Origin of the sequence: Methyloversatilis sp. (genome assembly GCF_965284615.1) — a bacterium.
Taxonomy (GTDB): Bacteria; Pseudomonadota; Gammaproteobacteria; order Burkholderiales; family Rhodocyclaceae; genus Methyloversatilis.
The window spans coordinates 748,661-773,073 of record NZ_OZ260098.1; the positions used below are offsets into that span (position 1 = coordinate 748,661).

23 protein-coding genes are annotated in these 24,413 nt (G+C 67.7%); 19 read left to right on the forward strand and 4 right to left on the reverse strand.

All coding sequences use genetic code 11. From position 1 onward, the window contains the following. Positions 1-41: 41 nt before the first annotated feature. Entirely contained in the window at positions 42-827 is a 786-nt protein-coding gene (locus ACQ66H_RS03710) for a sulfite exporter TauE/SafE family protein (protein WP_430432846.1), read from the reverse strand. Positions 828-936: 109 nt separating this feature from the next. Between ACQ66H_RS03710 and ACQ66H_RS03715 the strand changes: the two genes are divergently transcribed. From ACQ66H_RS03715 to xdp1, 4 genes are all read left to right on the forward strand, one after another. Then, the gene (locus ACQ66H_RS03715) at positions 937-1,860 is read left to right on the forward strand and encodes a CysB family HTH-type transcriptional regulator (protein ID WP_430432847.1); all 924 of its coding nucleotides are present in this window, start codon (positions 937-939) and stop codon (positions 1,858-1,860) included. Positions 1,861-1,927: 67 nt separating this feature from the next. Further along, positions 1,928-2,497, forward strand: coding sequence for an alkaline phosphatase PhoX (locus ACQ66H_RS03720; RefSeq protein ID WP_430432848.1), 570 nt, complete (start codon positions 1,928-1,930; stop codon positions 2,495-2,497). Positions 2,498-2,603: 106 nt separating this feature from the next. After that, complete coding sequence (gene prsT / locus ACQ66H_RS03725; protein ID WP_430432849.1) at positions 2,604-5,411, forward strand: XrtA/PEP-CTERM system TPR-repeat protein PrsT; 2,808 nt, start codon at positions 2,604-2,606, stop codon at positions 5,409-5,411. Between the two features lie 139 nt (positions 5,412-5,550). Beyond that, on the forward strand, positions 5,551-6,327 hold the full coding sequence (gene xdp1, locus ACQ66H_RS03730; RefSeq protein ID WP_430432850.1) for an exosortase-dependent surface protein XDP1: 777 nt from the start codon (positions 5,551-5,553) through the stop codon (positions 6,325-6,327). A gap of 67 nt (positions 6,328-6,394) precedes the next feature. On the opposite strand, the gene ACQ66H_RS03735 is transcribed toward xdp1, so the two are convergent. Both ACQ66H_RS03735 and ACQ66H_RS03740 read right to left on the reverse strand, forming a co-directional pair. Beyond that, positions 6,395-8,236: an ABCB family ABC transporter ATP-binding protein/permease gene (locus ACQ66H_RS03735; protein WP_430432851.1), complete on the reverse strand. Its 1,842-nt coding sequence runs from the start codon at positions 8,234-8,236 to the stop codon at positions 6,395-6,397. A gap of 91 nt (positions 8,237-8,327) precedes the next feature. Further along, a complete protein-coding gene (locus tag ACQ66H_RS03740; RefSeq protein ID WP_430432852.1) occupies positions 8,328-9,569 on the reverse strand; it encodes an MgtC/SapB family protein in 1,242 nt (413 codons plus the stop codon). An 85-nt stretch (positions 9,570-9,654) separates the two neighbouring features. Between ACQ66H_RS03740 and ACQ66H_RS03745 the strand changes: the two genes are divergently transcribed. From ACQ66H_RS03745 to ACQ66H_RS03795, 11 genes are all read left to right on the forward strand, one after another. Then, a complete protein-coding gene (locus ACQ66H_RS03745) occupies positions 9,655-9,858 on the forward strand; it encodes a heavy-metal-associated domain-containing protein (RefSeq protein WP_019919599.1) in 204 nt (67 codons plus the stop codon). A gap of 353 nt (positions 9,859-10,211) precedes the next feature. Then, on the forward strand, positions 10,212-10,694 hold the full coding sequence (locus tag ACQ66H_RS03750; protein WP_430432853.1) for an MSMEG_0572/Sll0783 family nitrogen starvation response protein: 483 nt from the start codon (positions 10,212-10,214) through the stop codon (positions 10,692-10,694). A gap of 298 nt (positions 10,695-10,992) precedes the next feature. Further along, positions 10,993-12,030, forward strand: coding sequence for a Nit6803 family nitrilase (locus ACQ66H_RS03755; protein WP_430432854.1), 1,038 nt, complete (start codon positions 10,993-10,995; stop codon positions 12,028-12,030). Next, positions 11,951-13,087, forward strand: coding sequence for an MSMEG_0568 family radical SAM protein (locus ACQ66H_RS03760; protein WP_430432855.1), 1,137 nt, complete (start codon positions 11,951-11,953; stop codon positions 13,085-13,087). Before ACQ66H_RS03755 ends, ACQ66H_RS03760 begins: the two co-directional genes overlap by 80 nt. After that, positions 13,074-13,646, forward strand: a complete 573-nt coding sequence (locus ACQ66H_RS03765; protein WP_430432856.1) for an MSMEG_0567/Sll0786 family nitrogen starvation N-acetyltransferase — start codon at positions 13,074-13,076, stop codon at positions 13,644-13,646. The genes ACQ66H_RS03760 and ACQ66H_RS03765 overlap by 14 nt, the downstream gene beginning before the upstream one ends. Beyond that, entirely contained in the window at positions 13,643-14,653 is a 1,011-nt protein-coding gene (locus tag ACQ66H_RS03770; RefSeq protein ID WP_430432857.1) for a sll0787 family AIR synthase-like protein, read from the forward strand. The genes ACQ66H_RS03765 and ACQ66H_RS03770 overlap by 4 nt, the downstream gene beginning before the upstream one ends. Then, positions 14,646-15,824, forward strand: coding sequence for an MSMEG_0565 family glycosyltransferase (locus ACQ66H_RS03775; RefSeq protein ID WP_430432858.1), 1,179 nt, complete (start codon positions 14,646-14,648; stop codon positions 15,822-15,824). Before ACQ66H_RS03770 ends, ACQ66H_RS03775 begins: the two co-directional genes overlap by 8 nt. Positions 15,825-15,833: 9 nt before the next feature. Beyond that, a complete protein-coding gene (locus ACQ66H_RS03780) occupies positions 15,834-16,121 on the forward strand; it encodes an MSMEG_0570 family nitrogen starvation response protein (RefSeq protein WP_430432859.1) in 288 nt (95 codons plus the stop codon). Between the two features lie 19 nt (positions 16,122-16,140). Then, entirely contained in the window at positions 16,141-17,418 is a 1,278-nt protein-coding gene (locus tag ACQ66H_RS03785; protein ID WP_430432860.1) for an MSMEG_0569 family flavin-dependent oxidoreductase, read from the forward strand. Beyond that, positions 17,412-18,272 (forward strand): Pnap_2097 family protein, encoded by an 861-nt coding sequence (locus tag ACQ66H_RS03790; RefSeq protein ID WP_430432861.1) that lies wholly within the window; start codon positions 17,412-17,414, stop codon positions 18,270-18,272. The genes ACQ66H_RS03785 and ACQ66H_RS03790 overlap by 7 nt, the downstream gene beginning before the upstream one ends. Positions 18,273-18,280: 8 nt before the next feature. Then, positions 18,281-19,672 (forward strand): PLP-dependent aminotransferase family protein, encoded by a 1,392-nt coding sequence (locus ACQ66H_RS03795; RefSeq protein ID WP_430432862.1) that lies wholly within the window; start codon positions 18,281-18,283, stop codon positions 19,670-19,672. 16 nt (positions 19,673-19,688) lie between these two features. Here ACQ66H_RS03795 and ACQ66H_RS03800 read toward each other — a convergent pair whose 3' ends face one another. Then, positions 19,689-20,615, reverse strand: coding sequence for a LysR substrate-binding domain-containing protein (locus tag ACQ66H_RS03800; protein ID WP_430432863.1), 927 nt, complete (start codon positions 20,613-20,615; stop codon positions 19,689-19,691). A gap of 102 nt (positions 20,616-20,717) precedes the next feature. On the opposite strand from ACQ66H_RS03800, the gene ACQ66H_RS03805 reads away from it, so the two are divergent. The 4 genes from ACQ66H_RS03805 (at position 20,718) to ACQ66H_RS03820 (ending at position 24,397) form a co-directional block, all read left to right on the forward strand. After that, on the forward strand, positions 20,718-21,419 hold the full coding sequence (locus tag ACQ66H_RS03805; RefSeq protein ID WP_430432864.1) for a pirin family protein: 702 nt from the start codon (positions 20,718-20,720) through the stop codon (positions 21,417-21,419). 135 nt (positions 21,420-21,554) lie between these two features. Continuing rightward, positions 21,555-22,208, forward strand: a complete 654-nt coding sequence (locus ACQ66H_RS03810; protein WP_430432865.1) for a hydrolase — start codon at positions 21,555-21,557, stop codon at positions 22,206-22,208. 16 nt (positions 22,209-22,224) lie between these two features. Then, positions 22,225-22,521: a XapX domain-containing protein gene (locus ACQ66H_RS03815; RefSeq protein WP_430432866.1), complete on the forward strand. Its 297-nt coding sequence runs from the start codon at positions 22,225-22,227 to the stop codon at positions 22,519-22,521. Continuing rightward, positions 22,514-24,397, forward strand: a complete 1,884-nt coding sequence (locus tag ACQ66H_RS03820) for an amidohydrolase (RefSeq protein ID WP_430432867.1) — start codon at positions 22,514-22,516, stop codon at positions 24,395-24,397. The genes ACQ66H_RS03815 and ACQ66H_RS03820 overlap by 8 nt, the downstream gene beginning before the upstream one ends. Positions 24,398-24,413 lie beyond the last annotated feature (16 nt).

Genomic DNA, 24,413 nt, shown 5'->3' on the forward strand with positions numbered 1-24,413 from the left:
CATGGGTGTCCGACCCATGCCGGACGACCCGTTGCCCTCTTTCAGCCTAGAAGGTTCAGGCTCAGTTTTCCGCCGATGCCGAACAGCATGCTGGCCAGCAGCGGACGCAGGAATCGTTCGGGCATGCGCGCCGCGATCTGGCTGCCGAGCGCGATGCCGGGCAGCGAACCGACCAGCAGTGCGCCGAGCAGCGTCCAGTCAACATTGCCCAGCCACCAGTGGCCCATGCCGGCCACCAGGGTCAGCGGCACGGCATGCGCGATGTCGCTGCCGACGATGCGCACCGCAGACAGCCGCGGATAGAGAAATACCAGTGCCGCCGTGCCAAGTGCGCCGGCGCCCACCGAAGAGATCGTCACCAACAGACCCAGCACTGCGCCGGTGGCGATGGTCAGCCCCCGCAGATGGCGTTCGCGGAACTCGCCGATGCCCGGCCGCTCGGCCAGAGCCTGCAAACGGGCTCGGAAAAGCAGCGCGCACGCTGTCAGGACAAGCGCCACACCGAGCGTACCGCTGATCAGCGACTGGCTGCCATAGGCCGAGCCGGAATGCGTCGATAACCACCACAGCGTCAGCGCCGCAGCCGGCACGCTGCCGGTGCCCAGCGCGGCGACGATGCGCCAATCCACTGTTCCATTGCGACCATGCACGACCGCACCGCCGGCCTTGGTCATGGCCGCGTACAGAAGATCGGTGCCGACCGCGACCGCCGGGTGGATGCCGAACAGCAGCACCAGCAGCGGCGTCATCAGCGAGCCGCCGCCCACACCGGTCAGACCGACGATGGCGCCGACGAAAAAGCCCGCGACCGAATAACCGAAATCCATGAATGCACTTTCTGCACTTTAAGGCGACCGAGGGTAGCGGCCTTCGAAGATAATTGGAAATGCTTTGAAGTAAGATCGAAATGACTTCCAGTGCTAATTGGAGTGGGACATGAACCTGCAACAGCTGCGTTACGTCGCCGAAGTCGCACAGCGCAACCTGAACGTGTCCGAGGCAGCGCGCGCGCTGCACACCTCGCAGTCCGGCGTGTCGCGGCAGATCAGCCTGCTGGAGGAGGAGCTTGGCGTCGATGTGTTCGTGCGCCAGGGCAAGCGACTGGTGGCGATCACCCGACCTGGCGAGGAGGTGGTCGCAATCGCTCGTCGCATGCTGCGCGACATCGGCGCGCTGCGGCAGGTCGGTGACGAGTACGCCAGCGGTGACCTCGGTCGGCTGTCGATCGCCACGACCCATACCCAGGCGCGCTACGTGCTGCCGCGCGTGTTATCGGAGTTCCTGCGCGCCCACCCGGGGGTGCAGATCGAACTGCACCAGGGCAATCCGACGCAATGCTGCGAATTCGTGCTGTCCGGCGCGGCCGATCTGGCGATCGCGACCGAAGCGATCGACGACTACGAACAATTGGTCAGCCTGCCCTGTTACCAGTGGAACCGCTGCCTGATCGCGCCACCCGGTCATCCGCTGCTCGACGTGAAACCGCTGACACTGGAAGCGATCGCCGCCTGGCCGCTCATCACCTATGACTTTTCCTTCACCGGCGGATCGCGCGTGAACCAGACCTTCGCCGAGCGCGGGCTGACGCCGCGCGTGGCACTCAGCGCCATCGACGCCGACATTATCAAGACCTATGTGGCGCTTGGCCTCGGCGTCGGCATTGTCGCGCAGATGGCGTTCGATCCGGAGCAGGACCGCGGTCTGCGCGCGGTCGATTGCGCCCACCTGTTCGAGTCGAGCACCACACGCATCGGCCTGCACCGCAACGCCTGGTTGCGCGGCTACACCTACGCCTTCATCGAGGCCTTCGCCGCCTCGCTCACCCGTGATGTGGTCAACCGGGCACTCGGCCGCGGCTGAAGGTTTTCATCGGCCGGTAACTTCGCCGGGCGACAGTGTCGGAATTGTTTCCACTCAAGATCCGACCATGACCGTGGCGCCCCTGCATCCCCTCCATCTCGATCCGACCGGCCGACATGCCGTACTGGCCGGCGTCACCTACCTTGCAAGCGCACCGCTGCAAGCAAAAGACGGGCGCTGCGTGCTCTATCTGACCGAGGCCGCCCAGCCCGAGCACGTCTATAAGTTCATCGGCCCGCTGCCGGATGGTGGGGCGCTGCAACATGGCGCGCTCTACGTCGCACGACTGGGCGACGCCGGCCACGGGCGCTGGTTGCCGCTGGTGCCCGCGCGCCAGGGCTTCCTGCTGTGGGACGCACAGCTGAACGTGGCCGATGTGCTGGCTCGCCCTGCCGACGCCGCCCGCCGGGCGGGCGCCAGCCGCATCGACGCGCTGTTCTGCGTGCAGGCGCGCGCGGACGGTGGTCAGCTTCTCTTGTGCGATCACGCTGGCGCGGCACTGGTCTGGCGCGAGGCGCTGGGCGATGCGGCCAGTCTCAGCTTTGCCTGGCAGGGGGCGGCGCTGTGCCGCGACAGGACCGCTGCAGCGCTTTCGCCGGATCGCACCCGCCTCGATACGCAGCCGGTCGTCGGCTGACCGGCCTGCGCACGCCGTCCTCCGCGCGGCTCCCGTGACGCGGTCGCGGGCGGCAGCGGCGGGCTGCGGCCTATACTCCGGCGTCTGTTTACATCGACAGCCGCCCATGACCCGCTTCCGCTTCTCCCTCGTCGCAGCGCTGTGCGCTGCCGGTCTGCTTGGCGCCGGACCGCTGCAGGCGGCCGACGGTGCCAGCCGCTATTACGAGGATGCCCTGGTCCGCTTCGAACGCAAGGACGACGCTGGCGCCATCATCCAGCTCAAGAACGCACTGAAGGCCGATCCCGGCTTCCTCGCCGCGCACATGCTCATGGGGCGTGCGGCGCTGCGCAAAGGCGACTACGCAGCGGCCGAGGTCGCGCTGAACGAGGCACGTCAGCGTGGCGTGTCGCGTGCTGAGTACATCGTTCCGCTGGCGAACCTGCTGGTATCGACCGGGCGCCAGAAGGAAGTGATCGACACGCTATCAGCGGACGATCTGCCGCCCGGCATCCGTTACGAAGTGATCGTGCTGCGCGCCAAGGCGCATCTGGAGCTGGGCCAGTATCCGCAGGCCTTGTCGACAGTGCGTGAGGCGCGTGCGCTGAACCCGGCGTCCGCCTCGGCGGTCGTGATGGAGTCGCGCATTGCGCTTCAGGCCGGTCGCCCTGCGGAGGCGGCCACGCTGGCCGAACAGGCGACCACGCTGGCACCCAATGATTCGGACGCCTGGGGCATGCGTGCCGCGGTTGCCTACGCGACCGCACAACTGCCGGCGGCGCTGTCGCATTACGACCGCGCGCTGCAGCTGGCTCCCGACAACAGCGAAGCGCTGCTCGGCCGCAGCTCGGTGTTGATGGACCTCGGGCGCATGCCGGAGGCCAAGCAGTCCCTGCTGACCTTGTCCAAAGTCGATGTGAACGAGCCGCGCTCAGCCTATCTGCGCGCGGTGATCGCCGAATCGGAGGGCGACCGTGCAGCGGCGCGCAAGCTGCTCGGCGAGGTGGTCGGGCTGATCGATCCTTTGCCGCGCTCGGTCCTGACCAGCCGCTCCCATCTGGCACTGATCGCCGGCCTGTCGCATCTCAGCCTCGGTGGGGCGGTTAAGGCCAAGGAGTATTTCGAGCTGCATATCCGCTTCTTCCCGTCGCAGATGGCGGCACGCAAGCCCCTGGCGTCGCTGCAGATCGCGATGGGTGAAGCGGCCGCGGCCGTGTCAACGCTCGAACCGCTGATGCGTACGGTAAGCGGTGCGCGTGATCCCGAGGCATTGACGCTGATGGCCAGCGCGTACAGCCGCCTGAAGCGCCACCAGCAGGCGACCGAGTTGCTGGAGCAGGCGGCAAAGCTCGGCGCCTCGTCGCAGACACAGACCTCGCTCGGGTTGAGCCTGATCGACGCGAAGCAGACTGCGCTCGGCATCGAGCAACTGCGCAATGTGCTGAAACAGGATCCCGGTCAGGCGCGCGCCAGCACCGCGCTGGCGCTCGTTGCGCTGCGCGACAGCCAGCCGCGCAAGGCGGTCGAACTGATGGAGGCGGTGGTCAAACGCGAGCCGGACAATCTGGCAGCTCTGAACCTGCTCGGGGTGTCGCGCGCGGCGGCCGGAGACTTCGCCGGCGCACGCAAGGCGTACGACAAGGCGCTTGCCGCCGACCGCAATTTCGATAGCGTCAAGCTCAACCTGGCCAAGCTCGAAGTTGCCGAGGGCAAGCCCGATCAGGCGCGGGCGCGCCTCGATGCGTTGATCAAGGAAAAACCCAACAGCGCCTCGGCGCTTTACGAAAAGGCCATGCTTGACGCCGCGACCGGGCGCACGGCGGACGCACTGCGTGGCCTCGAAACCCTGCACGACAAGCACCGCAACCATATCGAAGGTCATGTCGCGCTGATCGAGCTCTATCTGCAGACCGGCGCTTCGGACAAGGCGCTGGAGGCAGCCAAGGGGGTCAGCCAGGGGCAGCCGGGCTATCTGGCCATCCAGGCGGCACTGGCCCGGGTGCAACTGGCGCGCGGCGATGCGGCCGGCGCGCGTGCCACGCTGACCTCGATGACCCGGGTTGCCGATTTCGACCCGTCGGCCCAGTACCGCATTGCCCAGCTGCAGCGCATGGCCGGCAATCCGGCCGGTGCGACCTACAGTCTCGAAAAGGCCTTGCAGGGCGACCCCACCTATCTGCCCGCCCGCATCATGCAGGGAGAGCAGATGCTGGCCGAGGGGCAGCTCGACAAGGCAGAGGCGCGTGCGCAGGAACTGCTCAAGTCACCGGCCCCGCCACCCGAGGTGTTCCGGCTGGCGGGCGACGTCGCGATGGCGCGCAGCCAGTGGCAGAACGCGATCACCCACTACCGCAACGGATTGGCGAAGGGCGGCAGCGTCGAACTGGCGGGTGGCCTGTACGAAGCGCATCGTCGCGCCGGCAACGCGTTACAGGGCCGGACGGCGGTAGAGGCGCTGGTGAAGGAACGTCCGCGCGATCTCGCATTCAAGCTGCTGCTTTCGCAGGCGCAGACGGATGCCGGGATGCTGCGCGAGGCAAAGGCCACGCTCGAAGCCGTCCTGAAAACCGGCGGGGAATCGGCGCCGGTGCTCAACAACCTGGCCAATCTGCAGTGGCAGACCAAGGACGCGGCAGCGCACGCTACGGCCGAACGCGCGTTCAAACTGGCGCCGGCAGACCCGCTGGTACTCGATACGCTGGGCTGGATACTGGCGCAGAAGGGGCAGACCGACGCCGCCCTCAAGCATCTGCGCGAAGCGCGACTGCGCAGTCCGCAGAACCCGGAAATCCGCTATCACCTCGCCTGGGTGCTGGCGCAGACGGGTCGCAAGGCGGAGGCTCTGCAGGAACTGGACGCCGCGCTGCAGCCGGGGCGGACCTTCCCGGATGCCGACAAGGCCAAGGCGCTTCGAAGCGAACTCGGCGGTCGATGAAACATCTTGTCGAAATTATTTACAGCACACATTTTCACAGTCTTCATGTTGTTGTTTTTAAATGATTAAGTGCTTCTGGCCCCAAAATTGCTAATAAGGAGGCAAGACAGCAATGTCCCCTTCTGACCAAGGAAAGACAATGAACAAGAAACTGATCAATGCAATCGGCGCCGTGGTGATCGCGGGTTTTGCCGGTGCGGCCTCGGCGGCGCAGTACAGCTGGTCGTTCACCTCGACCGCTACCTCGCACGTCGGCGCCAGTGGTTTCGGCTCCAACATCTCCGAATATTCGTCGATGACCTACACCAACGGCGCAGGCCAGTCGGTGAACATCCAGGGCTTCGCCAACACCGCTTCGGGTTCGACCATCGAGCGCGCCTACCTGACCTACCAGGGCAGCAGCGGTCTGGGCATGACCAGCCGTGATTCCACATGGAACGACGAGGTGAACAGCTCCGGTTACGCGACTAACCCCGATCACGCCATGGACAACGAAGGCGCGATGGAAAGCATGCTGTTCTCCTTCGGTTCGGAAATGAATCTGAACCTGGTCAACATCGGCTGGTACAGCGGCGATTCGGACATCACGGTGTATGCCTACACCGGTGCTTCGGTAGCCGACATCAACACCACGGTGACGGGCAAGACTTTCTCGACGCTGACCGGCTGGACCAAGATCGGCGACTTCACCGGCAACAGCGATCCGCGCAGCACGACCAACAGCACCTATTCGCGCTACTGGCTGGTGACGCCGGGTTCGTCGTCCGACTACAAGGACTACATCAAGCTGGCCGGCGTGACCGCGACGACCAAGCCGACCACGCCGCCGCCGGCCGTTCCGGAACCGGCTTCGCTGGCTCTGATCGGCACCGCACTGGCCGGCATGATCGCTGTGCGTCGTCGCAAGGCGGCCTGAGCGAATCTCCCCGCACCTGAAAAACCGCGCTTCGGCGCGGTTTTTTTTCGCCCTGGCTTCTGCGTGGTCAGAGCGTGGTGCCGTCTTCTTCCTGTGCCTGCAGGGCCCACATCTGGGCGTAGGCGCCGTCCAGCGCCAGCAGTTCGCTGTGGCTGCCGCGTTCGATGATGCGGCCGGCGTCCATCACCAGGATCTGGTCGGCGTCCATGATGGTGGACAGGCGGTGGGCGATGATGAGCGTCGTGTGGCCGCGCGCCACCTGTTCGAGTTGGCTCTGGATCGCCTGTTCGGTCTTCGAGTCGAGCGCTGAAGTGGCTTCATCGAAGATCAGTATCGGCGGGTTCTTCAGCAGCGCGCGGGCGATGGCCACCCGCTGCTTCTCACCGCCCGACAGTTTCAGCCCGCGCTCGCCGACCTTGGTCGCATAGCCGTCCGGCAGCTTCTGCACGAAGTCGTGCAGTTGCGCGGCGCGGCTGGCAGCCTCGACCTCGGCGGCCGAAGCCGTGACCCGACCGTACTGGATGTTGTAGTGGATGCTGTCGTTGAACAGCACCGTGTCCTGCGGAACGATGCCGATCGCTCCGCGCAGGCTGTCCTGCGTGAGCTGGCGGATGTCGGTGCCGTTGATCGTGATGCGACCGCTGCCTTCGGCCACGTCATAGAAGCGGTAGAGCAGCCGCGCCAGGGTCGATTTGCCGGAGCCGGAATGGCCGACGACGGCAACGCGATGGCCGGCCGGTATCGTGAAGTTGACGTCGTGCAGGATCTGCCGCGCTGGCTCATAGCTGAAATTCACCTGCTGGAAGCGCACTTCGCACGGACCGTCGGCCAGCGTCAGCGCGTCCGGTGCGTCGGCGACTTCGCGGTGCGTTTCCATCAGCGCGAACATGCGCTCGATGTCGGTCAGCGACTGGCGGATTTCGCGGTACAGCACGCCGAGGAAGTTCAGCGGAATATAGAGTTGGATCATGAAGGCATTGACCAGCACGATGTCGCCGATGGTCATGCGGCCCTCGGCCACGCCGACCGTTGCGCGCCACATCATCAGCGTGACGCCGATGGCGATGATGAAGGCCTGGCCCATATTCAGCCACGACAGCGACACCTGGCTGCGCTCCTGCGCGCGTTGCCAGCGCACCAGCTGTTCGTCGTAGCGGCGCGCCTCGAAGTCCTCGTTGTTGAAGTACTTCACCGTCTCGTAATTGAGCAGGCTGTCGATCGCCCGCGTATTGGCGGCCGAATCCAGTTCGTTCGCCTCGCGCCGTATCGTCGTGCGCCAGTTGGTGACGGTGACGGTGAAGGTGATGTAGAGCGCCAGCGTGACGAAGGTGATCAACGCGAAGCTCGCTTCGTACTTCACCGCGAGGATGCTCAGCACCAGCCCGATCTCGACCAGCGTTGGCAGGATGGAATACAGCGTGTAGCTGATCAGTGAGCCGATCGCCCGCGTGCCGCGCTCGATGTCGCGCGTCAGACCGCCGGTCTGGCGTTCGAGGTGAAAGCGCAGCGACAGTGCGTGCAGATGGCGGAACACTTGCAGCGAAATGCGCCGCACGGCCTGCTGGGTGACGCGCGAGAACACGATTTCGCGCAGCTCGGTCAGCATCGAGGTGGAGAAGCGCAGCGCGCCGTAGGCGGCCAGCAGGCCCAGCGGCACCAGCAGCGGCGCCGCTTCGAGCGCCGCACGGCTGCTGGCGGCGGCCGGCGCCAGCGCGTCGATGATCTGCTTGAATACCAGCGGTACCGCGACGTTCGAGCCCTTGGCCAGCACCAGACAGGCAAGCGCGATCAGCACCCGCCATTTGTAGGCCCAGAGATAAGGCAGCAGGTTGCGGATGGTTTCGGAATCGCGGCGGCGGGCGCCCGGCACGGTCGCGGCGGGCAGGGGGGCGGTGGCGGATCGTCTCATGCGTGGATTCTACGGGGTGCTGAGGCGGCTGCAGGGAATTCACCGCCGAGGCATGCACCCCGCGCGGGCAGACAGGACGGCCGTATGGTGCTCAGATCAGCACAGTCAGCCAGGCGGCGCCGACCGACAGCAGTACGCCGGGCACGACCTGCAGGGCGAAACCGCGATCACCGGTGGTGACCGCGACGATGAGCTTGCTGCACGCATTGGTGGTGAAGGCGGCCAGGATGGGCAGCACGGCCTGCTCGGCCGCGATGCGTCCCGACGCCTGCAGCGCCGCCACCGCCGCCGAGGCCGAATGGGCGTCGGCGAAGCCGGCCAGCGCGGCGGCGACGCCTGCGCCGCCGGCCCCATAGCGATCGGTCAGGAAGGCGGTCAGCAGCAACAGCGCGCCCATCGTGGCGGCGAACAGCAGGGCCAGGCGCGGGTTGAAGGGACGGCCGGGCGGCGGCGTGTCGCCGTCGTGCGTGCGCACGCTGCGCAGCGCGATCAGCAGGCCGTAGGCCGCGGCGACGCCACCGGCCGCCAGCAGCGGCGCAGCCATCGCACGCAGCACGGCCGGGCTGGTCGCCGTCAGCAGCACGGCGAGATAGACCACGGTCGCCAGCGACGACAGTACGGCGCCCGACACCGCGCCCGCGCGCAGCGCCGGGTCGCGTCGCGCTTCCGCACCCATCGCGGCAATGGTGGCGGTGCTCGACACGAAACCCGAGGCGAAGCCGGCGAAGGTGAGGCCGAGCGCCGGACCGGCCGCGCGCAGCGCAATATGGCCGCAGGCGTTGATCGCCATCATCAGTACCGCCAGCGTCCACAAGGTGCGCGGGTTGATCGCCCCGAGCGGGTTGACCGCGCGGTCCGGCACCAGCGGCAGGATGACCAGCGCGGCAGCGGCCAGCAGCAGACCGTCGTGCACCTCCTGTTCCGACAGCACGCGTACGACGAAGCGGTGCAGCTGGCTGCGCGCGGCCAGCGCGATCGCGACCAGCACACCGATGCCGATCGCCAGCCGCGCGTCGTGCATGGCCAGCGCACCGAGCATGAAGGTGAGCACCAGCGCGATTTCGGTGGTGAGACCCGGGTCGTCCTCGCGTGAACGGCGGTAGGACACGATGGCCAGCACGCCGACCACGGCAGCCAGCACGGCCAGAGTCGCGCCGCCACCGAGCAGCATCGCGAGTGCCCCCAGCAGCGAGGTCAGCGTGAAGGTGCGCAGGCCGGCCGCGGCGCGGGCCGGGCCCTCGCCCTTGCGGCGCTCGCGCTCGATGCCGATCAGCAGGCCGATGCCCAGTGCTGCGGCCAGCCCGGTCAGGCGCGGATCGATGTCGGCAGGCATGGCGGACGATGGAATGTGCTCATACCATTACCTTACCCGACGGCGCGCCGGACTCCGGCCGTCCAATGAAGCGGAGACCCTGCCCATGCACACCACCTTGATCACCGTAGATGGCCTCGAAAGCGAGGACTGCGTCCATGAAATCACCAACGTGATCCACGAACTGCCGGGCATCAACATGGTCGAGGTCGCGTTGGCGACCGGCACCGTCAGCGTCGAGCACAGCCCGCTGGTCAGCGAAGCCGATATCCGGCAGGTGCTGGAAGACGAGGGCTACGCGCTCAAATAACGCACGCCGCACCTGCCGGCACGTTCGCGGGTCCGTCACGTGCCTGCGGCGTAAGACGCATTGCCGCAACGGGCTCGGCGCGATCGCCAATGATCGGGTGCATTGATCGCATCCGCATGCTTCATTCCGGTGCGCGATCAGGCGACTAAATCCATGCTTTGAAAAGGGTTTTTCAGTCCCCGCGAGGGGTGCGTGCGGCCGCAAGGCGGCGTGTGCATCCATTGATCGCATATTGATCGCACTCATCCGGGCGCCGTTGGCACGGCGCATGCGAATGGAAGGGCGAGCGTCTGAAGGACAGTCAATGTTCCGGGCGCCACTTTCCTGATCGCATATCACTACCGGAGATTGCCATGCCCAAAGTCACCCGCCCCGCCAACGAGAAGGGCGAATTCCTCGTCAACTACGAAGAGAAGGTGTTCGAGGACGTGAAGGCCGAGCCCGGCGAGAAGGCGCTGGTCACCTTCCACACCGTCGCCTTCGAGGGGTCCATCGGTTTCGTCAATCTGCTGCAGGCGACGCGACTGCAGCGCAAGGGCTTCGATACCTCGGTGCTGCTGTACGGCCCGGGCGTCACGCTGGGCGTCAAGCGCGGCTTCCCGACGCTGGGCGACGAAGCCTTCCCCGGCCACCAGAACTTCAACAAGCAGATTTCGAAATTCATCGAGGAAGGCGGCAAGGTCTACGCGTGCCGCTTCGCGCTGCAGGCGCTGTACGGCCACGGCGAAGGCGCGCTGATCGAAGGCATCCGTCCGATCAATCCGCTGGATGTGCTGGACATCATCCTGCTGCATCGCAAGGACAACGCCTTCATCCTCGATACCTGGACGCTGTGATCATGGGCGCCCGCACTTTCTTCGGAGCGCGGCATCCCTGCGCCATATTGCCGATCGGGCCGCGTCAGGACGAGCGGACCGCCGAGGCAAGGGCGGGCGGCGCCTGGCCGTGGGGCTGCACTTCAGACTCGCCGCGCGTGGCGGCGACCGCGAATGCGTCGCCTCGCGCCTCGGGCACCTGGCCGTGGGAGGGCGCGACCGTTCTTCCCGCTGACCCGCGGTCGGGTTCTGGCGCGGGCGTTCGCGGCGTGTCGCAAGCGGTCCGTCGTGAGGCGATCAATGGATCGGGGCGCCGGCCATGAGCGCGCCGCGCATCATCCGCGCCGCGGCCATCCAGATCGCGCCCGACCTCGAATCCGCCGACGGCACGCTGGCCCGCGTGCTGGCGGCGATCGACGAGGCGGCGGATCGCGGCGCGCAGCTGGCCGTGTTTCCGGAAACCTTCGTGCCCTATTACCCCTACTTCTCCTTCGTACGGCCGGCGGTGCAGATGGGCGCCGACCATCTGAAGCTGTACGAACGGGCGGTGACGGTGCCCGGGCCGGTCACGCAGGCGGTCGCGGAGAAGGCGAAGTCGCGTGGCATTGTCGTGGTGCTCGGCGTGAACGAGCGCGACCACGGCAGCCTGTACAACACTCAGCTGGTGTTCGACGCCGACGGCCGCCTCGCGCTCAAGCGCCGCAAGATCACGCCGACCTATCACGAACGCATGGTGTGGGGGCAGGGCGACGCCGCCGGGCTGAAGGTGGTCGATACGGCCATCGGCCGCCTCGGTGCGCTGGCCTGCTGGGAACACTACAACCCACTGGCGCGTTACGCGCTGATGACCCAGCACGAAGAGATCCACTGCGCCCAGTTCCCGGGCTCGATGGTCGGCCAGATATTCGCCGACCAGATGGAAGTGACCATCCGCCACCACGCGCTGGAATCCGGCTGCTTCGTCATCAATTCCACCGGCTGGCTCAGCGACGAGCAGATCCAGTCCATCACGCCCGACACGGCGCTGCAGCGCGCACTGCGCGGCGGCTGCCACACCGCCATCGTGTCGCCGGAAGGCGTGCATCTTGCGCCGCCGCTGACCGAGGGCGAAGGCATGGTGGTGGCCGATCTCGACATGGCGCTGGTGACCAAGCGCAAACGCATGATGGATTCGGTCGGCCACTACGCGCGGCCCGAACTGCTGAGCCTGGCCATCAACGACCGGCCGGCCACGACGACGGTCGCCCTGCACGACACCTCACACCGGAGCACTGCCGATGAGCACGATCACGACACCCGACGCCTCCAGCCGGCAACTGATGACGGAGCTGCAGTCGTACGGCTTGCGGCTGGCTGATCCGAAGGCCGGTGCGCCGAGCCGCCGCGGCGGCGCCGGACCGTCCGACCACAAGGCGGTCACGGTGGATGGCGTCACCATCATGGTGCCGGTGCACACCGGCAGCGCCTTCGCCTCGCCCTTCGTTGCCGGGGCGCCGGACGCCGACGGTCGCGTGCAGATCCGCCGCGACAGCATACCGATCGCCCAGGTCAGCTTCCCGAAGCAGCCGCGCTTCTACGCGCTGCAGACCTTCGACGGCATTCCGTATTCGCACATCGCCACGCTGCACGGCGCCGACGTGCTGGCGACCACGGTGCTGCAGACCTGCATCCGCTTTGAAAGCCGACGCAAGGCCTGCAAGTTCTGCTCGATCGGCCAGTCGCTGGCGGCCGGCCGCACCATCGCGCACAAGACGCCGGAACAGCTGGCCGAGGTCGCGCGTGCGGCCGTACTCCTCGATGGCGTCAAGCACATGGTCATGACCACCGGCACGCCGGCCACGCCCGACCGCGGTGCGCAGGTGCTGTGCGATTCAGCCTTCGCGGTGCGTGCCGCGGTCAACCTGCCCATACAGGGCCAGTGCGAACCGCCGGACGATGACCGATGGTTCGCGCGCATGAAGGCGGCCGGCATCGACACGCTGGGCATGCATCTCGAAGTGGTGACGCCGGCGCTGCGCGAACAGATCATGCCGGGCAAGGCCTCGGTTCCGATGGCGCGCTACATGGAGGCCTTCGCGGCCGCGGTTGAGGTGTTCGGCCGCGGCCAGGTGAGCACCTACATCCTGGCCGGGCTGGGCGACACGAAGGAGGCCATTCTCGACATCAGCGCGCGGCTGGTGGCGCTCGGCGTCTATCCCTTCGTCGTACCCTTCGTGCCGATCAGCGGCACGCCGCTGGAGGACCACCCGGCGCCCACCCCAGAATTCATGCGCGCGATCCTGTCGCCGCTCGGTGCCATGGTGTCCGACGCCGGGCTGCGCTCGGCCGACATCAAGGCTGGCTGCGGCAAGTGCGGCGCCTGTTCGTCGCTGTCGTCGTACGAACGCCGGGAGACCGCACATGCTGTCGGCTGATCCGGTGTTCTGCGAACTGCCGCAGCGCTTCGCGCCCTGCGAGTTCCGCATCAAGTGGGCGCACGGCGATTGGGAACACGACCAGGCGATGCGGCTGCGCCGCGCCGTGTTCTGCGTCGAGCAGGGCGTGTTCCCCGGCGACGACCGCGACACGATCGATGACCACGCGCAGCTCATCGTCGCGCTCGCCTGTGTCGGCGGCATGCCGGATCAGGTGGTGGGCACCGTGCGTATCCACGAGGACCGCGCGAGCGACCCCGGCCTGTGGTGGGGTTCGCGCCTCGCCGTGCATCCGGCCTTCCGCAGTCAGGGCCGGCTCGGTGCCACGCTCATCCGCCTTGCGGTCACCAGTGCGCATGCGCGCGGCTGTCATACCTTCCTCGCCCACGTGCAGGCGCAGAACCTGCCGCTGTTCCGCCGCCTGCACTGGACGCCGCTGCAGGCGGAAACGCTGCACGGCCGGCCGCACTGGCTGATGCAGGCGCAGCTCGACCATTACCCGCCGTGCTACGACGTCTACACCGGCTTCGTCGCGCGCAGCGCCGGAGCGTCGGCATGACGCAGCCAGCGATGTCGCTCACCGAACTGACCGATGCGCTGCGTGGCAGCCCGGGCTTCGCACACAAGCGCGACATTTCCGACGTGATGGCCGCGCTGGGTCGCGCGCTGCCGGGCGGCGTCGCCGACATGGCGCAAGCGGTGGCGGTTGGCGACGACTGCGCTGCCATCCCCGATCCGTCGGGTGAGGGCTGGCTGCTGTTCGCGATCGAAGGTCTGGTCGAGGAATTCGTCGCCCGCATGCCGTGGTTTGCCGGCTACTGCGGCCTCATGGTCAATGTGAGCGATATCTGCGCGATGGGTGGCCGGCCGATCGCGGTGGTCAACGCGCTGTGGAGCGACGGTGCCGACAGTTCCGAGCCGGTGCTCGACGGTCTCGCCGCCGCGTCGGCGCGCTACGGCGTGCCCATCGTCGGCGGCCACAGCAACCACCGCGCCGCGCGGGGCCAGCTGGCGGTCGCGGTGCTGGGCCGCGCGCGCAAGCTCATCACCAGTTTCGACGCGCAGCCGGACGACGACCTCATCCTCGCCGTCAACCTGCGCGGTGCTTTCGAGGAGCCCTATCCGTACTGGAACGCGTTCACCCGTGCGCCGGCCGAGCGGCTGCGCGGCGACATCGAAATCCTGCCGCGTCTGGCCGAGGACGGCCTGTGCAACGCCGGCAAGGACGTGAGCATGGCAGGCTCCATCGGCAGTGCGCTGATGCTGCTCGAATGTTCGGGCGTCGGTGCGCAGATCGACCTCGACAGCATCCCGCGCCCCGAAGGCGTGCCGCTGCTGCGCTGGCTACTGTCCTTCCCCAGCTTCGGCTATGTGCTGTCGGTCCGCCCGCAGCAGCGGCTGCGCGTGCTCGAACGATTCGCCGCGCGTGGTATCGCGGCGGCGCGCATCGGCCGCGTCACCGCCGCGCCCGAGGTATGGCTGACCCAGCGCGGTGAGCGGGCGCTGCTGTGGAACGTGAAGGACCAGCCCTTCATCCGCGCTCCGCGGGAGACCACCGATGTCTGAGCCGCTGCGCATCGGCCTGCTGACGCACTCGGTCAATCCGCGCGGCGGCGTCGTGCATACGATCGAGCTGGCGCAGGCGCTGCATGCACAGGGCCACGAGGTGACCGTGTTCGCGCCGGCCGCCGATGGCCAGCGCCTGTTCCGCGCCATCGACTGCCGCTTCGAGCCGGTGCCGGTCGCTGCCGCCGCCCGCGACGTCGTCGGCATGGCCCGCTCACGCATCGCCGCCTTCGTCGACCACCTCTCGCCGCGTCTCGAACCTGCAGCTTTCGACGTGCTGCACGCGCAGGACGGCCTGGGTGCGAATGCGCTCGCCACGCTGCAGCAGCGCGGACGGATCGCGGGCTTCGTGCGCACCGTGCATCACCTCGACCCGTTCGTCGATCCGCAACTCGCGGCCTGGCAGACGCATGGTGTGGTCGCTGCGCGCGGTGTGCTGTGCGTGAGCCGGCTGTGGCAGCAACGCCTGCAGGACGAACTGGGCGTGCAGGCGCACTGCGTGAACAACGGCGTCGATCTGGCGCGCTACACCGGCACGCCGGACGCCCGCGATGTCGCGCTGGCGCAGCGCCTCGGTCTGCGCGCTGGCCCGGTGTTCGTCGCCGTCGGCGGCATCGAGGCGCGCAAGAACACGCGTCGCGTGCTGCAGGCCTTCGCGCTGCTCAAGCCGTCGCTGCCGCAGGCGCAGTTGGTGATTGCCGGCGGCGCCAGCCTGCTCGATCACGCCGACTACATGCAGGCCTTTAACGACGATCTGCGCGCCAGCGGACTGCGCGAAGGCACAGGCGACGTCGTCATCACCGGCGCGCTCGACGACGCCGACATGCCGTCGCTGTTCCGCCTCGCCGACGTGCTGGTGATGGCCTCCACGCGCGAGGGCTTCGGTCTGGTCGTGCTGGAGGCGCTGGCCAGCGGCACGCCAGTGGTTGCCTCGCGCATCGCGCCGTTCACCGAATACCTCGGCGACGACACCGCCAGCTGGGCCGACCCGCTCGATACCGCTTCGATCGCGCAGGCGATGCGGCACGCACTCGATCCGGCACGCGCCGCACTGCTGCGCACGCCGCCCGCTGTGTGCCGTCGCTACAGCTGGACGGCCAGCGCCGCGCGCCACGTCAACCTTTACCGCGCGCTTTGCATCGCACCGTCGCGCCAAACCGAAATCGCCTGAGGACTTCACATGCCCGCCATGCACTTCACCGTCCGCTGGCCGGACACGACCGAAACCCGCTGCTACTCGCCATCGCTGGTGATCAAGGACTACTTCGCGCCGGGCACGCGCTATCCGCTGCCCGACTTCATGGCCTCAGTGCGCGAGGCGCTGCACATCGCCTCCGAGCGGGTACGCGCGAAGTACGGTTTCGCCTGTTCCGCCGCGATGGACCAGCTGGCCGACCTCGAACAGCTCGCCGCCCGCTGGGGCGACGACCCGCACACCCACATCGAACTGGTCAGTTTCGATGAATGACCGCCGCAAGGAGAACGCCATGAGCACCCCCGAAACCATCCCCCATCTGCCGGTCATCATCGTCGGCGGCGGTCAGGCCGGCCTGTCGATGAGCGCCTGCCTGCAGCAGTCCGGCATCGAACATCTGGTGCTGGAGAAGCACAGCGCCATGCACGTCTGGCGCACCCAGCGCTGGGACAACTTCTGCCTGGTCACGCCGAACTGGCAGTGCGCGCTGCCCGGCCACAGCTACGACGGCCCCGAGCCGCACGGCTTCATGAAGAAGGACGAAATCAATGCGTACCTCGATGCCTTCCGCCGCAAGGTGAATCCGCCGCTGCGCGAAGGCGTGTCGGTGCAGCGCGTGACACCGCGACCGGATGGCGGCTTCCACGTATCGACCTCGGCCGGCGACTGGACCGCCGACCAGGTGGTGGTGGCCAGTGGCGGCTATCACGTGCCCATCGTGCCGCGCATGGCCGAGCGGCTGCCGGCCGGCATCACGCAGCTGCACTCCGAGCAGTACCGCAATGCCGACGCGCTGCCGCCGGGCGCCGTGCTGGTCGTCGGTTCCGGCCAGTCCGGCGCGCAGATCGCCGAGGACCTGCATCTGGCTGGCCGCACCGTGCATCTGGCGGTGGGGGACGCGCCGCGCTGCGCCCGCTTCTACCGCGGTCGCGACGTCGTCAACTGGCTGGCCGACATGGGTTACTACGACATGCCGGTGACTGCCCACCCCTTGCGTGAGGGTGTGCGCGACAACACCAACCACTACGTCACTGGCCGCGATGGCGGACGCGACATCGATCTGCGCCGCTTCGCACTCGAAGGCATGCAGCTCTATGGACTGCTGCAGGACTTCCGCGACGGCGCCCTGCAGTTCGCCCCGGGTCTGGCCGCCGCGCTGGACAGCGCGGACCGCACCTACAACGGCATTAATGCGGCCATCGACAAGCACATCGCCGACCGTGGCATCGACGCCCCGCCGGCCTCGGTCTATGAGCCGGTATGGCAGCCGGACGAGGAGCGTGCCGCGCTCGATCCGGTCGCCGCCGGCATCACCAGCATCATCTGGTGCATCGGCTTCTCGCCTGACTTCCGCTGGGTGGACGCGCCGGTGTTCAACGGCCGCGGCGATCCGGTGCATGTGCGCGGCGTGACGCAGCAGCCGGGCCTCTATTTCCTCGGCCTGCCCTGGCTGCATACCTGGGGCTCCGGCCGCTTCTCCGGCGTGGCGCGCGATGCCGAATACATTGCTGCGCGCATCGCCGAACGGCGCATCGCGCAGCCCGCCGACGCGGAGGCGCTGACATGCTGATGGACAGCGCCGAACGCCTGCAGTCGTCGGCGGCGCTGCAGCAGCACTATTGCGCCGGCATGCCGCAGCTCGGGCTGTACGGCCTGGCGGAGAACTGGCTGCTGAAGGAATGCGGCCACCTGCACTGGATGGCGATCGCGCGTGCTCAGGGCATGCAGCTGCCCGAGTTCGCCGACGCTGCCGGCCGCAAGAGTTATGCTGCGCTGACCGCGGTGCATCTGCACGAGGCGCGGCTCGACTCGGTGACGGAGAACGCGCCGTTCTCGCTGTCGGTGCGCGCCGTGTCGCCCGGGCGCGCCCAGCACTTCAGCGCGCAGACCCTGCGCTGCGGCAATACGCGCGCGGCGCGTATCGAACTGCTGTCCGCCTTCGTGCGCCGAGACGCCGGCAGCAACCGCAGCATCGTGCGCGCGCCGGTCGAAGGCCCCGAATGCGGCGACCGCAGCTTGACCGACGCCGCACTGTCGCTGCAGGCGCGCGCCCGGCTGTTCCGCAGCGGCGACGGCGTCGCCCGCATGGGGCTGCAGCCGGCGGCGGGTGGGAGCGTGCTGCGCGCGGTCAACATCACGCCCTGTCCGCACAACGACTTCAACGGCGCCGGCCTGCTCTACTTCGCCAGCTTCCAGGCGCTGGCCGACCGCGCCGAACTGGCCTGCTTCGGGCTGCGCCCGGCGCTGACCGCCGAGCGGGAACTGTATTTCTACGGCAACATCGATCCCGGTGAGACGGTGCGTGTCGAACTGCTCTCCGCGCGCGAAGACGCCACCGAGTTCGCACACTGGTGGCGCGTGCGCCGTAGCGCGGATGGCGCGCGCATCGCCGACCTGATCACCCGCAAACGACGACTGCCCTGAACGCCCCGATGGACAAGACTTCGCAGCACTGGCTCAAGCGCATCCGGTCGAGCAACAAGCCGGCCTATCTGCTGATCGCCGATCTCATCGCCGAGGACGTGCGCAGTGGACGGCTGAGCCCGCGCGACCGTCTGCCGGCGCTGCGCGACCTGGCCGACGCGCTCGAACTGAATTACACGACCGTGGCGCGTGGTTACGCCGAGGCGCGCAAGCGCGGGCTGATCGACGCGCGCGCCGGCATGGGCACCTTCGTCCGCGGCTCGACGCCGGGCATGGCGCTGCGTGGCGGCAGTGCAGCCGAAATGACGATGAACCTGCCGCCCGAACCACAGGATCCGGCGCTGCTCGCCCATCTGCGCGACAGCGCAGCACAGCTCATGGCGCAGTCCGACTGGAACGATCTGTTGCGCTACCAGGACTTCGGCGGCACGCGCGACGACCGCGCCGCCGGCGTGCACTGGCTGCGCCAGCGACTGCCGCTGTGCGCGGTCGAACGCGTGCTGGTGTGCCCCGGCATCCACAGCGCGCTGACTGCGCTCGTTTCGCTGCTGGCGCGGCCGGGCGAAACGATCTGCGTCGAGTCGTTGACCTATCCCGGCATCAAGGCCATCGCCGCCCAGCTCGGCGTGCAGCTGCATGCGCTGCCGCTCGACGACGACGGCCCCAGCGCCGACGCCTTCGAGCACGCGTGCAAGACGCTGAAGCCGCGGGCGCTGTACTGCAACCCGACGCTGCTGAACCCGACCACCGGCACGGTCACCCGCGCGCGGCGCGAGGCGCTGGCCGACGTCGCGCTGCGCTACGCCATCCCCATCATCGAGGACGATGCCTACGCCATGCTGCCGCCCGAGGTGCCGCCGCCGCTGGCCGCACTTGCTCCGGCGCTCACCTATTACATCGGCGGCCTGTCGAAGTGTTTTGGCGCCGGCCTGCGCGCCGCCTACGTGCATGCGCCGGGGCCGCGCCAGGCCGAGCGGCTGGCAGGCGCGCTGCGCGCCACCACGGTCATGTGCTCGCCCATCACCACCGCGCTGGCCACGCGCTGGATCACCGACGGCACGGCCGAAGCCATGCTGCAGGCCATCCGTGCCGAATCGGTGGCACGCCAGGCGTCAGCGGCGCGGCTGCTGGCCGGGCACGCGCTGCGCGCGCAGCCGGAGAGCTTTCACTTCTGGCTGCCGCTCAGTTCCGACTGGTCCATGGTCGAGTTCGCCTCCAACCTGCGCGCCCAGGGCGTGGCCGTCGTCGCCAGCGCCGCCTTCAGCACCGACGGCACGCCACCGGACGCGGTGCGCGTCTGCCTCGGCGGCCCGATGTCGCGCGAGGACTGCGACATCGCGCTGCGCCTGATCGCCGACACGCTGGAACATCCGGTGCATCCGCACCTTCACGTGATGTAGACGAGGCGTCGCCGCCTCACACGTCGTCGCTGCGTCCCCACGGGGCGTGACCAAAGCGCGCCGCCAGGAAGTCGATCAGTGCCTGCACGCGAGCAGGCCGGGCGCGACCCGGCGGCGTCACCACGTGCAGCGCGATGCTCGGCACCTGCCAGTCGTCCATAGCCGTCCGCAGTGCGCCGGACTGCAGGTCTTCCCATACCAGGAACTCCGGTTGCAGCGCCAACCCCAGGCCGGCGCGCAGGGCCGGTGTCAGACCTTCGGCGTTGTTCACTTGCAGCGGTACCGGCACCGCGATCGAGAACTCGCCATGACGCGCGTGGCGGAAGCGCCAGCCGGCCGTCGTGTTGCGCGTGTGTGCGTAATGTAGTGCGCGATGTTCCGCCAGATCACTGGGGTGGGCGGGCGTGCCCTGCCGCTCGAAGTAGACGGGCGCTCCGACCAGCAGGATGCGCACCGTGCAGAGCCGGCGTGCCAGCAGGCTGGAATCGGCCAGCGTGGCGATGCGCAGTCCGATATCGAAACCCTGCGCCACCAGATCGACCTGCTGGTCGCTGAAGTTCACCTCCAGCGTCACCTCCGGATAGCGCTGCATGAAGGCGGGCAGTTCGGGCGACAGGTGAGATATGCCGAAGGACATCGGCGCGGCGATGCGGATGTGTCCGCGCAGCGAGGCCGACTGCTCGCTCATTTCCGCCTCGACCGCCTCTCCCTCGGCGAGGATGCGGGTGGCGCGTTCCAGAGCCGCTTGTCCGCTTTCGGTCAGCGACATGCGGCGCGAGGTACGGTGGAACAGCGAGGTCCGCATCCGCGCTTCCAGCCGCGTGATGGCCTTGGACACGGTCGCCTGCGACAGCACCAGTTCAGTCGCCGCGCGGGCGAAGGAGCCGGTCTCTGCGACCTTGGCAAAGATGGCCCACGCTTCGAGATCAGGCAGTCTTTTCATCGCATTAATGGAAAGTATCGTTTTTCATATTTTCCATTTTCTATCCGATTTGTCGTGCGTATCTTTGAATCATCGCAACGCGACCTTTCAAGGAGACCCCTCATGATCGAACGCCGCACATTCAACGGGTTGGGCAAGGCCGATCACGGCTGGCTGGACGCCAGCCACCACTTCTCGTTCTCGGAGTACCACGACCCCGCACGCATGAGCTGGGGTGCGCTGCGCGTCTGGAATGACGACACGATAGAGGCCGGGGGCGGTTTCCCGATGCACGGACATGCCGACATGGAGATCGTCACCTATGTGCGCGAAGGCGCCATCACGCATCAGGACAGCCTGGGTAACCGCGGCCGTACCGAAGCGGGCGACGTGCAGGTGATGAGCGCCGGCAGCGGCATCCGTCACTCGGAATACAACCTGGAACGCGGTCGCACCCGCATCTTCCAGATCTGGATCCAACCGGACCGCCGCGGCGAGGCGCCGACCTGGGGTGCGAAGCCTTTCCCGCGGGATGAGCGGGCCGGCCAGTTTGTAGCGCTGGCGAGCGGCTCGGCGAACGACGAGGACGCGCTGCCCATCCGTGCCGACGCCCGCGTGCTCGGCGCCACCCTGCGTGCAGGTGAAACCGCTGAATACCGCTTCGCACCGGGTCGCTACGGCTACCTCGTGCCGGCGAGCGGCCAGGTCGAAGTCAATGGTGTGGCGCTCGAGGCCCGCGACGGGGCGGCCATCCGTGACGAGGCGGTGATTCGCGTCACCGCGCACGCCGACGCGGAACTGGTGCTGGTCAACACGACAGCCTGACGCGGACCCCGGCGCTCCGGCGTCGGCGTCCGCTGCAGCACAAATGTTCAATACCGGGCGATCGGCACTGCATAGGCTGTGTCCGCCCCCACGGACCGGCCATCCGGCCGCCCCTTCCATAGCAAGGAGAATGCAATGCCCATTACCGCCACCCCCACGCCCGGCGCATCGCTGCTGAATGCGCAGGACCACACGCTGGTCATGATCGACTTCCAGTCGCAGATGGCCTTCGCCACTCATTCGATCGATGCCATCACGCTGCGCTCCAACGCCGGCCTCGTCGCCAGCGCGGCGGCCGGTTTCGAGGTATCGACCATTCTCACTACGGTGGCCGAGAAGAGCTTTTCCGGCCCGATGTTCGACGAGGTGACCGCGCCTTTCCGCGGTCAGGCCCTGCTCGATCGCACTTCGATGAACACCTGGGAGGACGCCGCCGTCATTCGCCGCATCAATGAGATCGGCAAGGACCGCATCGTGCTGGCCGGGCTGTGGACCAGCGTGTGCATCGTCGGGCCGGCACTGTCGGCGCTCGACCAGGGATTCAAGGTGTATGTGATCGCCGACGCCTGCGGCGACATTTCGGTCGAGGCGCATAACCGGGCGATGGAACGCATGGTGCAGGCCGGTGCGCGGCCGATCACCTCGCTGCAGTACCTGCTGGAACTGCAGCGCGACTGGGCGCGCACCGGCACCTACGACATGACGACCGGCATCGCGAAGAAGTTCGGCGGTGGCTACGGCATCGGCATCACCTACGCCAAGACGATGTTCGGCGCCCACGAAGGCTGACCTGGCGCGCACGCCCATGAAGCTCTATATCCTCTCCCTTGCGGCCGGACTGCTCGTGGGCGTGATCTATGCGCTGCTCGGCGTGCGCTCGCCGGCGCCGCCGGTGGTCGCACTGATCGGGCTGCTCGGCATCCTGGCCGGCGAGCAGATCCCGCCACTGGTCAGACACCTTTCCCAGCGCGAACCCGGCTCGCAGAGCGGTCAGCAGCACCCTGTCCTGCAACACATGTCCGGCAAGCTGCCTGAATCTGCACCGAACATGCATTCCGACCCGGCAAGCGCACGCACTTCGAGCGAGGACCCCCATGGATGACGCACAACACCCTGACCTGATCCTGTACCACGGCCGCTTCGCAACGCTGGACCGCAGCAACCCGGAAGCCGACGCGGTGGCCATACGCGATGGCGTGTTCCAGCGCGTCGGACGGCAGGAGGACGTGCTGCCGTTGGCCGGCCCGGCCACCCGGCTGATCGACCTGAGGGGCCGGCGCGTGCTGCCGGGCCTGATCGACAATCACCTGCATATCATCCGTGGCGGCCTCAACTTCAACATGGAACTGCGCTGGGACGGCGTGCGCAGCCTGGCCGACGCGCTCGACATGCTGAAGCGTCAGGTCGCGGTGACGCCGGCGCCGCAGTGGGTGCGCGTGGTCGGCGGCTTCACCGAACACCAGTTCGTCGAGAAGCGCCTGCCGACGCTGGATGAGATCAACGCCATCGCGCCGGATACACCGGTGTTCCTGCTGCACCTCTACGACCGTGCGCTGCTCAATGGCGCCGCGTTGCGCGCGGTCGGCTATACGCGCGACACGCCGGCGCCGAACGGCGGCGAGATCGCGCGCGACAGCGCGGGCAACCCGACCGGCCTGCTGCTGGCCAAGCCCAATGCCGCCATCCTGTACGCGACGCTGGCCAAGGGGCCGAAGCTGCCCTACGAATACCAGCTGAATTCGACCCGCCACTTCATGCGCGAACTGAACCGCCTTGGCGTGACCGGTGCCATCGACGCCGGCGGCGGATTTCAGAACTATCCGGACGACTACCGGGTGATCCAGGAACTGGCCGACGCCGGCCAGCTCACGATACGGCTCGCCTACAACCTGTTTACGCAGAAGGCCGGTCAGGAGAGGGAGGACTTCCTGAACTGGACCGCCTCCTCGACCTACAAGCAGGGCAGCGACTATTTCCGCCATAACGGCGCCGGAGAAATGCTGGTGTTCTCGGCGGCCGACTTCGAGGACTTCCGCCAGCCGCGGCCTGACCTCGCGCCGGAGATGGAAGGCGAACTGGAAGAGGTGGTGCGCATCTTGGCGCAGAACCGCTGGCCGTGGCGACTGCACGCGACCTACGACGAAACCATCACGCGCGCGCTCGATGTGTTCGAGCGAGTGAATCGCGACATTCCGCTGCAGGGCCTGAACTGGTTCTTCGACCACGCGGAAACCATTTCCGAGCGCTCGGTCAACCGCATTGCCGCGCTCGGCGGCGGCGTGGCGGTCCAGCACCGCATGGCCTTCCAGGGCGAGTACTTCGTCGAGCGCTACGGCATCGATGCGGCGCAGGCCACGCCGCCGGTGGCGCGCATGCTGGAGAAGGGCGTGAATGTATCGGCCGGCACCGATGCCACCCGGGTCGCCTCGTACAACCCGTGGGTGTCGCTGTCCTGGCTGGTCACCGGCCGCACCGTCGGCGGCCTGCGCATCTATCCGCAGCGGAACTGCCTGGACCGCGAAACCGCGCTGCGCATGTGGACCGAGAAGGTGACCTGGTTCTCGAACGAGGTCGGCCGCAAGGGCCGCATCGAGGCGGGCCAGTTCGCCGACCTCATCGTGCCGGACCGCGACTTCTTCGCCTGCGCTGAAGCCGACATCGCCGATACCACCTCGCTGCTTACTCTGGTGGGCGGCAAGGTGGTGTATGCGGCCGGCGACTTCGCCGCACTCGACCACGACGTGCCTCCGCCCGCCATGCCCGATTGGTCGCCGGTGCGCCGCTTCGGCGGCTACGCTGGCTGGGGCGACGGCAAGGCGGCGCCGCTGACAATGCGTCAGGCCGCGGCGGCGTGCGGTTGCGCCAGCGCTTGCGGTGTGCACGGTCACAGCCATGCCGACGCCTGGGGTAGCCGCGTCCCCGCCGGTGATCTCACGAGCTTCTGGGGCGCGCTCGGCTGTTCCTGCTGGGCCGTCTGAGCACGCCTTCTTCACA

What these genes read in the sequence shown, in the direction of transcription:
- ACQ66H_RS03710 (WP_430432846.1), bottom strand. Translation starts at nt 827, where the DNA reads ATGGATTTCGGTTATTCGGTCGCGGGCTTTTTCGTCGGCGCCATCGTC.
- ACQ66H_RS03715 (WP_430432847.1), top strand. Translation starts at nt 937, where the DNA reads ATGAACCTGCAACAGCTGCGTTACGTCGCCGAAGTCGCACAGCGCAAC.
- ACQ66H_RS03720 (WP_430432848.1), top strand. Translation starts at nt 1,928, where the DNA reads ATGACCGTGGCGCCCCTGCATCCCCTCCATCTCGATCCGACCGGCCGA.
- prsT (WP_430432849.1), top strand. Translation starts at nt 2,604, where the DNA reads ATGACCCGCTTCCGCTTCTCCCTCGTCGCAGCGCTGTGCGCTGCCGGT.
- xdp1 (WP_430432850.1), top strand. Translation starts at nt 5,551, where the DNA reads ATGAACAAGAAACTGATCAATGCAATCGGCGCCGTGGTGATCGCGGGT.
- ACQ66H_RS03735 (WP_430432851.1), bottom strand. Translation starts at nt 8,236, where the DNA reads ATGAGACGATCCGCCACCGCCCCCCTGCCCGCCGCGACCGTGCCGGGC.
- ACQ66H_RS03740 (WP_430432852.1), bottom strand. Translation starts at nt 9,569, where the DNA reads ATGCCTGCCGACATCGATCCGCGCCTGACCGGGCTGGCCGCAGCACTG.
- ACQ66H_RS03745 (WP_019919599.1), top strand. Translation starts at nt 9,655, where the DNA reads ATGCACACCACCTTGATCACCGTAGATGGCCTCGAAAGCGAGGACTGC.
- ACQ66H_RS03750 (WP_430432853.1), top strand. Translation starts at nt 10,212, where the DNA reads ATGCCCAAAGTCACCCGCCCCGCCAACGAGAAGGGCGAATTCCTCGTC.
- ACQ66H_RS03755 (WP_430432854.1), top strand. Translation starts at nt 10,993, where the DNA reads ATGAGCGCGCCGCGCATCATCCGCGCCGCGGCCATCCAGATCGCGCCC.
- ACQ66H_RS03760 (WP_430432855.1), top strand. Translation starts at nt 11,951, where the DNA reads ATGAGCACGATCACGACACCCGACGCCTCCAGCCGGCAACTGATGACG.
- ACQ66H_RS03765 (WP_430432856.1), top strand. Translation starts at nt 13,074, where the DNA reads ATGCTGTCGGCTGATCCGGTGTTCTGCGAACTGCCGCAGCGCTTCGCG.
- ACQ66H_RS03770 (WP_430432857.1), top strand. Translation starts at nt 13,643, where the DNA reads ATGACGCAGCCAGCGATGTCGCTCACCGAACTGACCGATGCGCTGCGT.
- ACQ66H_RS03775 (WP_430432858.1), top strand. Translation starts at nt 14,646, where the DNA reads ATGTCTGAGCCGCTGCGCATCGGCCTGCTGACGCACTCGGTCAATCCG.
- ACQ66H_RS03780 (WP_430432859.1), top strand. Translation starts at nt 15,834, where the DNA reads ATGCCCGCCATGCACTTCACCGTCCGCTGGCCGGACACGACCGAAACC.
- ACQ66H_RS03785 (WP_430432860.1), top strand. Translation starts at nt 16,141, where the DNA reads ATGAGCACCCCCGAAACCATCCCCCATCTGCCGGTCATCATCGTCGGC.
- ACQ66H_RS03790 (WP_430432861.1), top strand. Translation starts at nt 17,412, where the DNA reads ATGCTGATGGACAGCGCCGAACGCCTGCAGTCGTCGGCGGCGCTGCAG.
- ACQ66H_RS03795 (WP_430432862.1), top strand. Translation starts at nt 18,281, where the DNA reads ATGGACAAGACTTCGCAGCACTGGCTCAAGCGCATCCGGTCGAGCAAC.
- ACQ66H_RS03800 (WP_430432863.1), bottom strand. Translation starts at nt 20,615, where the DNA reads ATGAAAAGACTGCCTGATCTCGAAGCGTGGGCCATCTTTGCCAAGGTC.
- ACQ66H_RS03805 (WP_430432864.1), top strand. Translation starts at nt 20,718, where the DNA reads ATGATCGAACGCCGCACATTCAACGGGTTGGGCAAGGCCGATCACGGC.
- ACQ66H_RS03810 (WP_430432865.1), top strand. Translation starts at nt 21,555, where the DNA reads ATGCCCATTACCGCCACCCCCACGCCCGGCGCATCGCTGCTGAATGCG.
- ACQ66H_RS03815 (WP_430432866.1), top strand. Translation starts at nt 22,225, where the DNA reads ATGAAGCTCTATATCCTCTCCCTTGCGGCCGGACTGCTCGTGGGCGTG.
- ACQ66H_RS03820 (WP_430432867.1), top strand. Translation starts at nt 22,514, where the DNA reads ATGGATGACGCACAACACCCTGACCTGATCCTGTACCACGGCCGCTTC.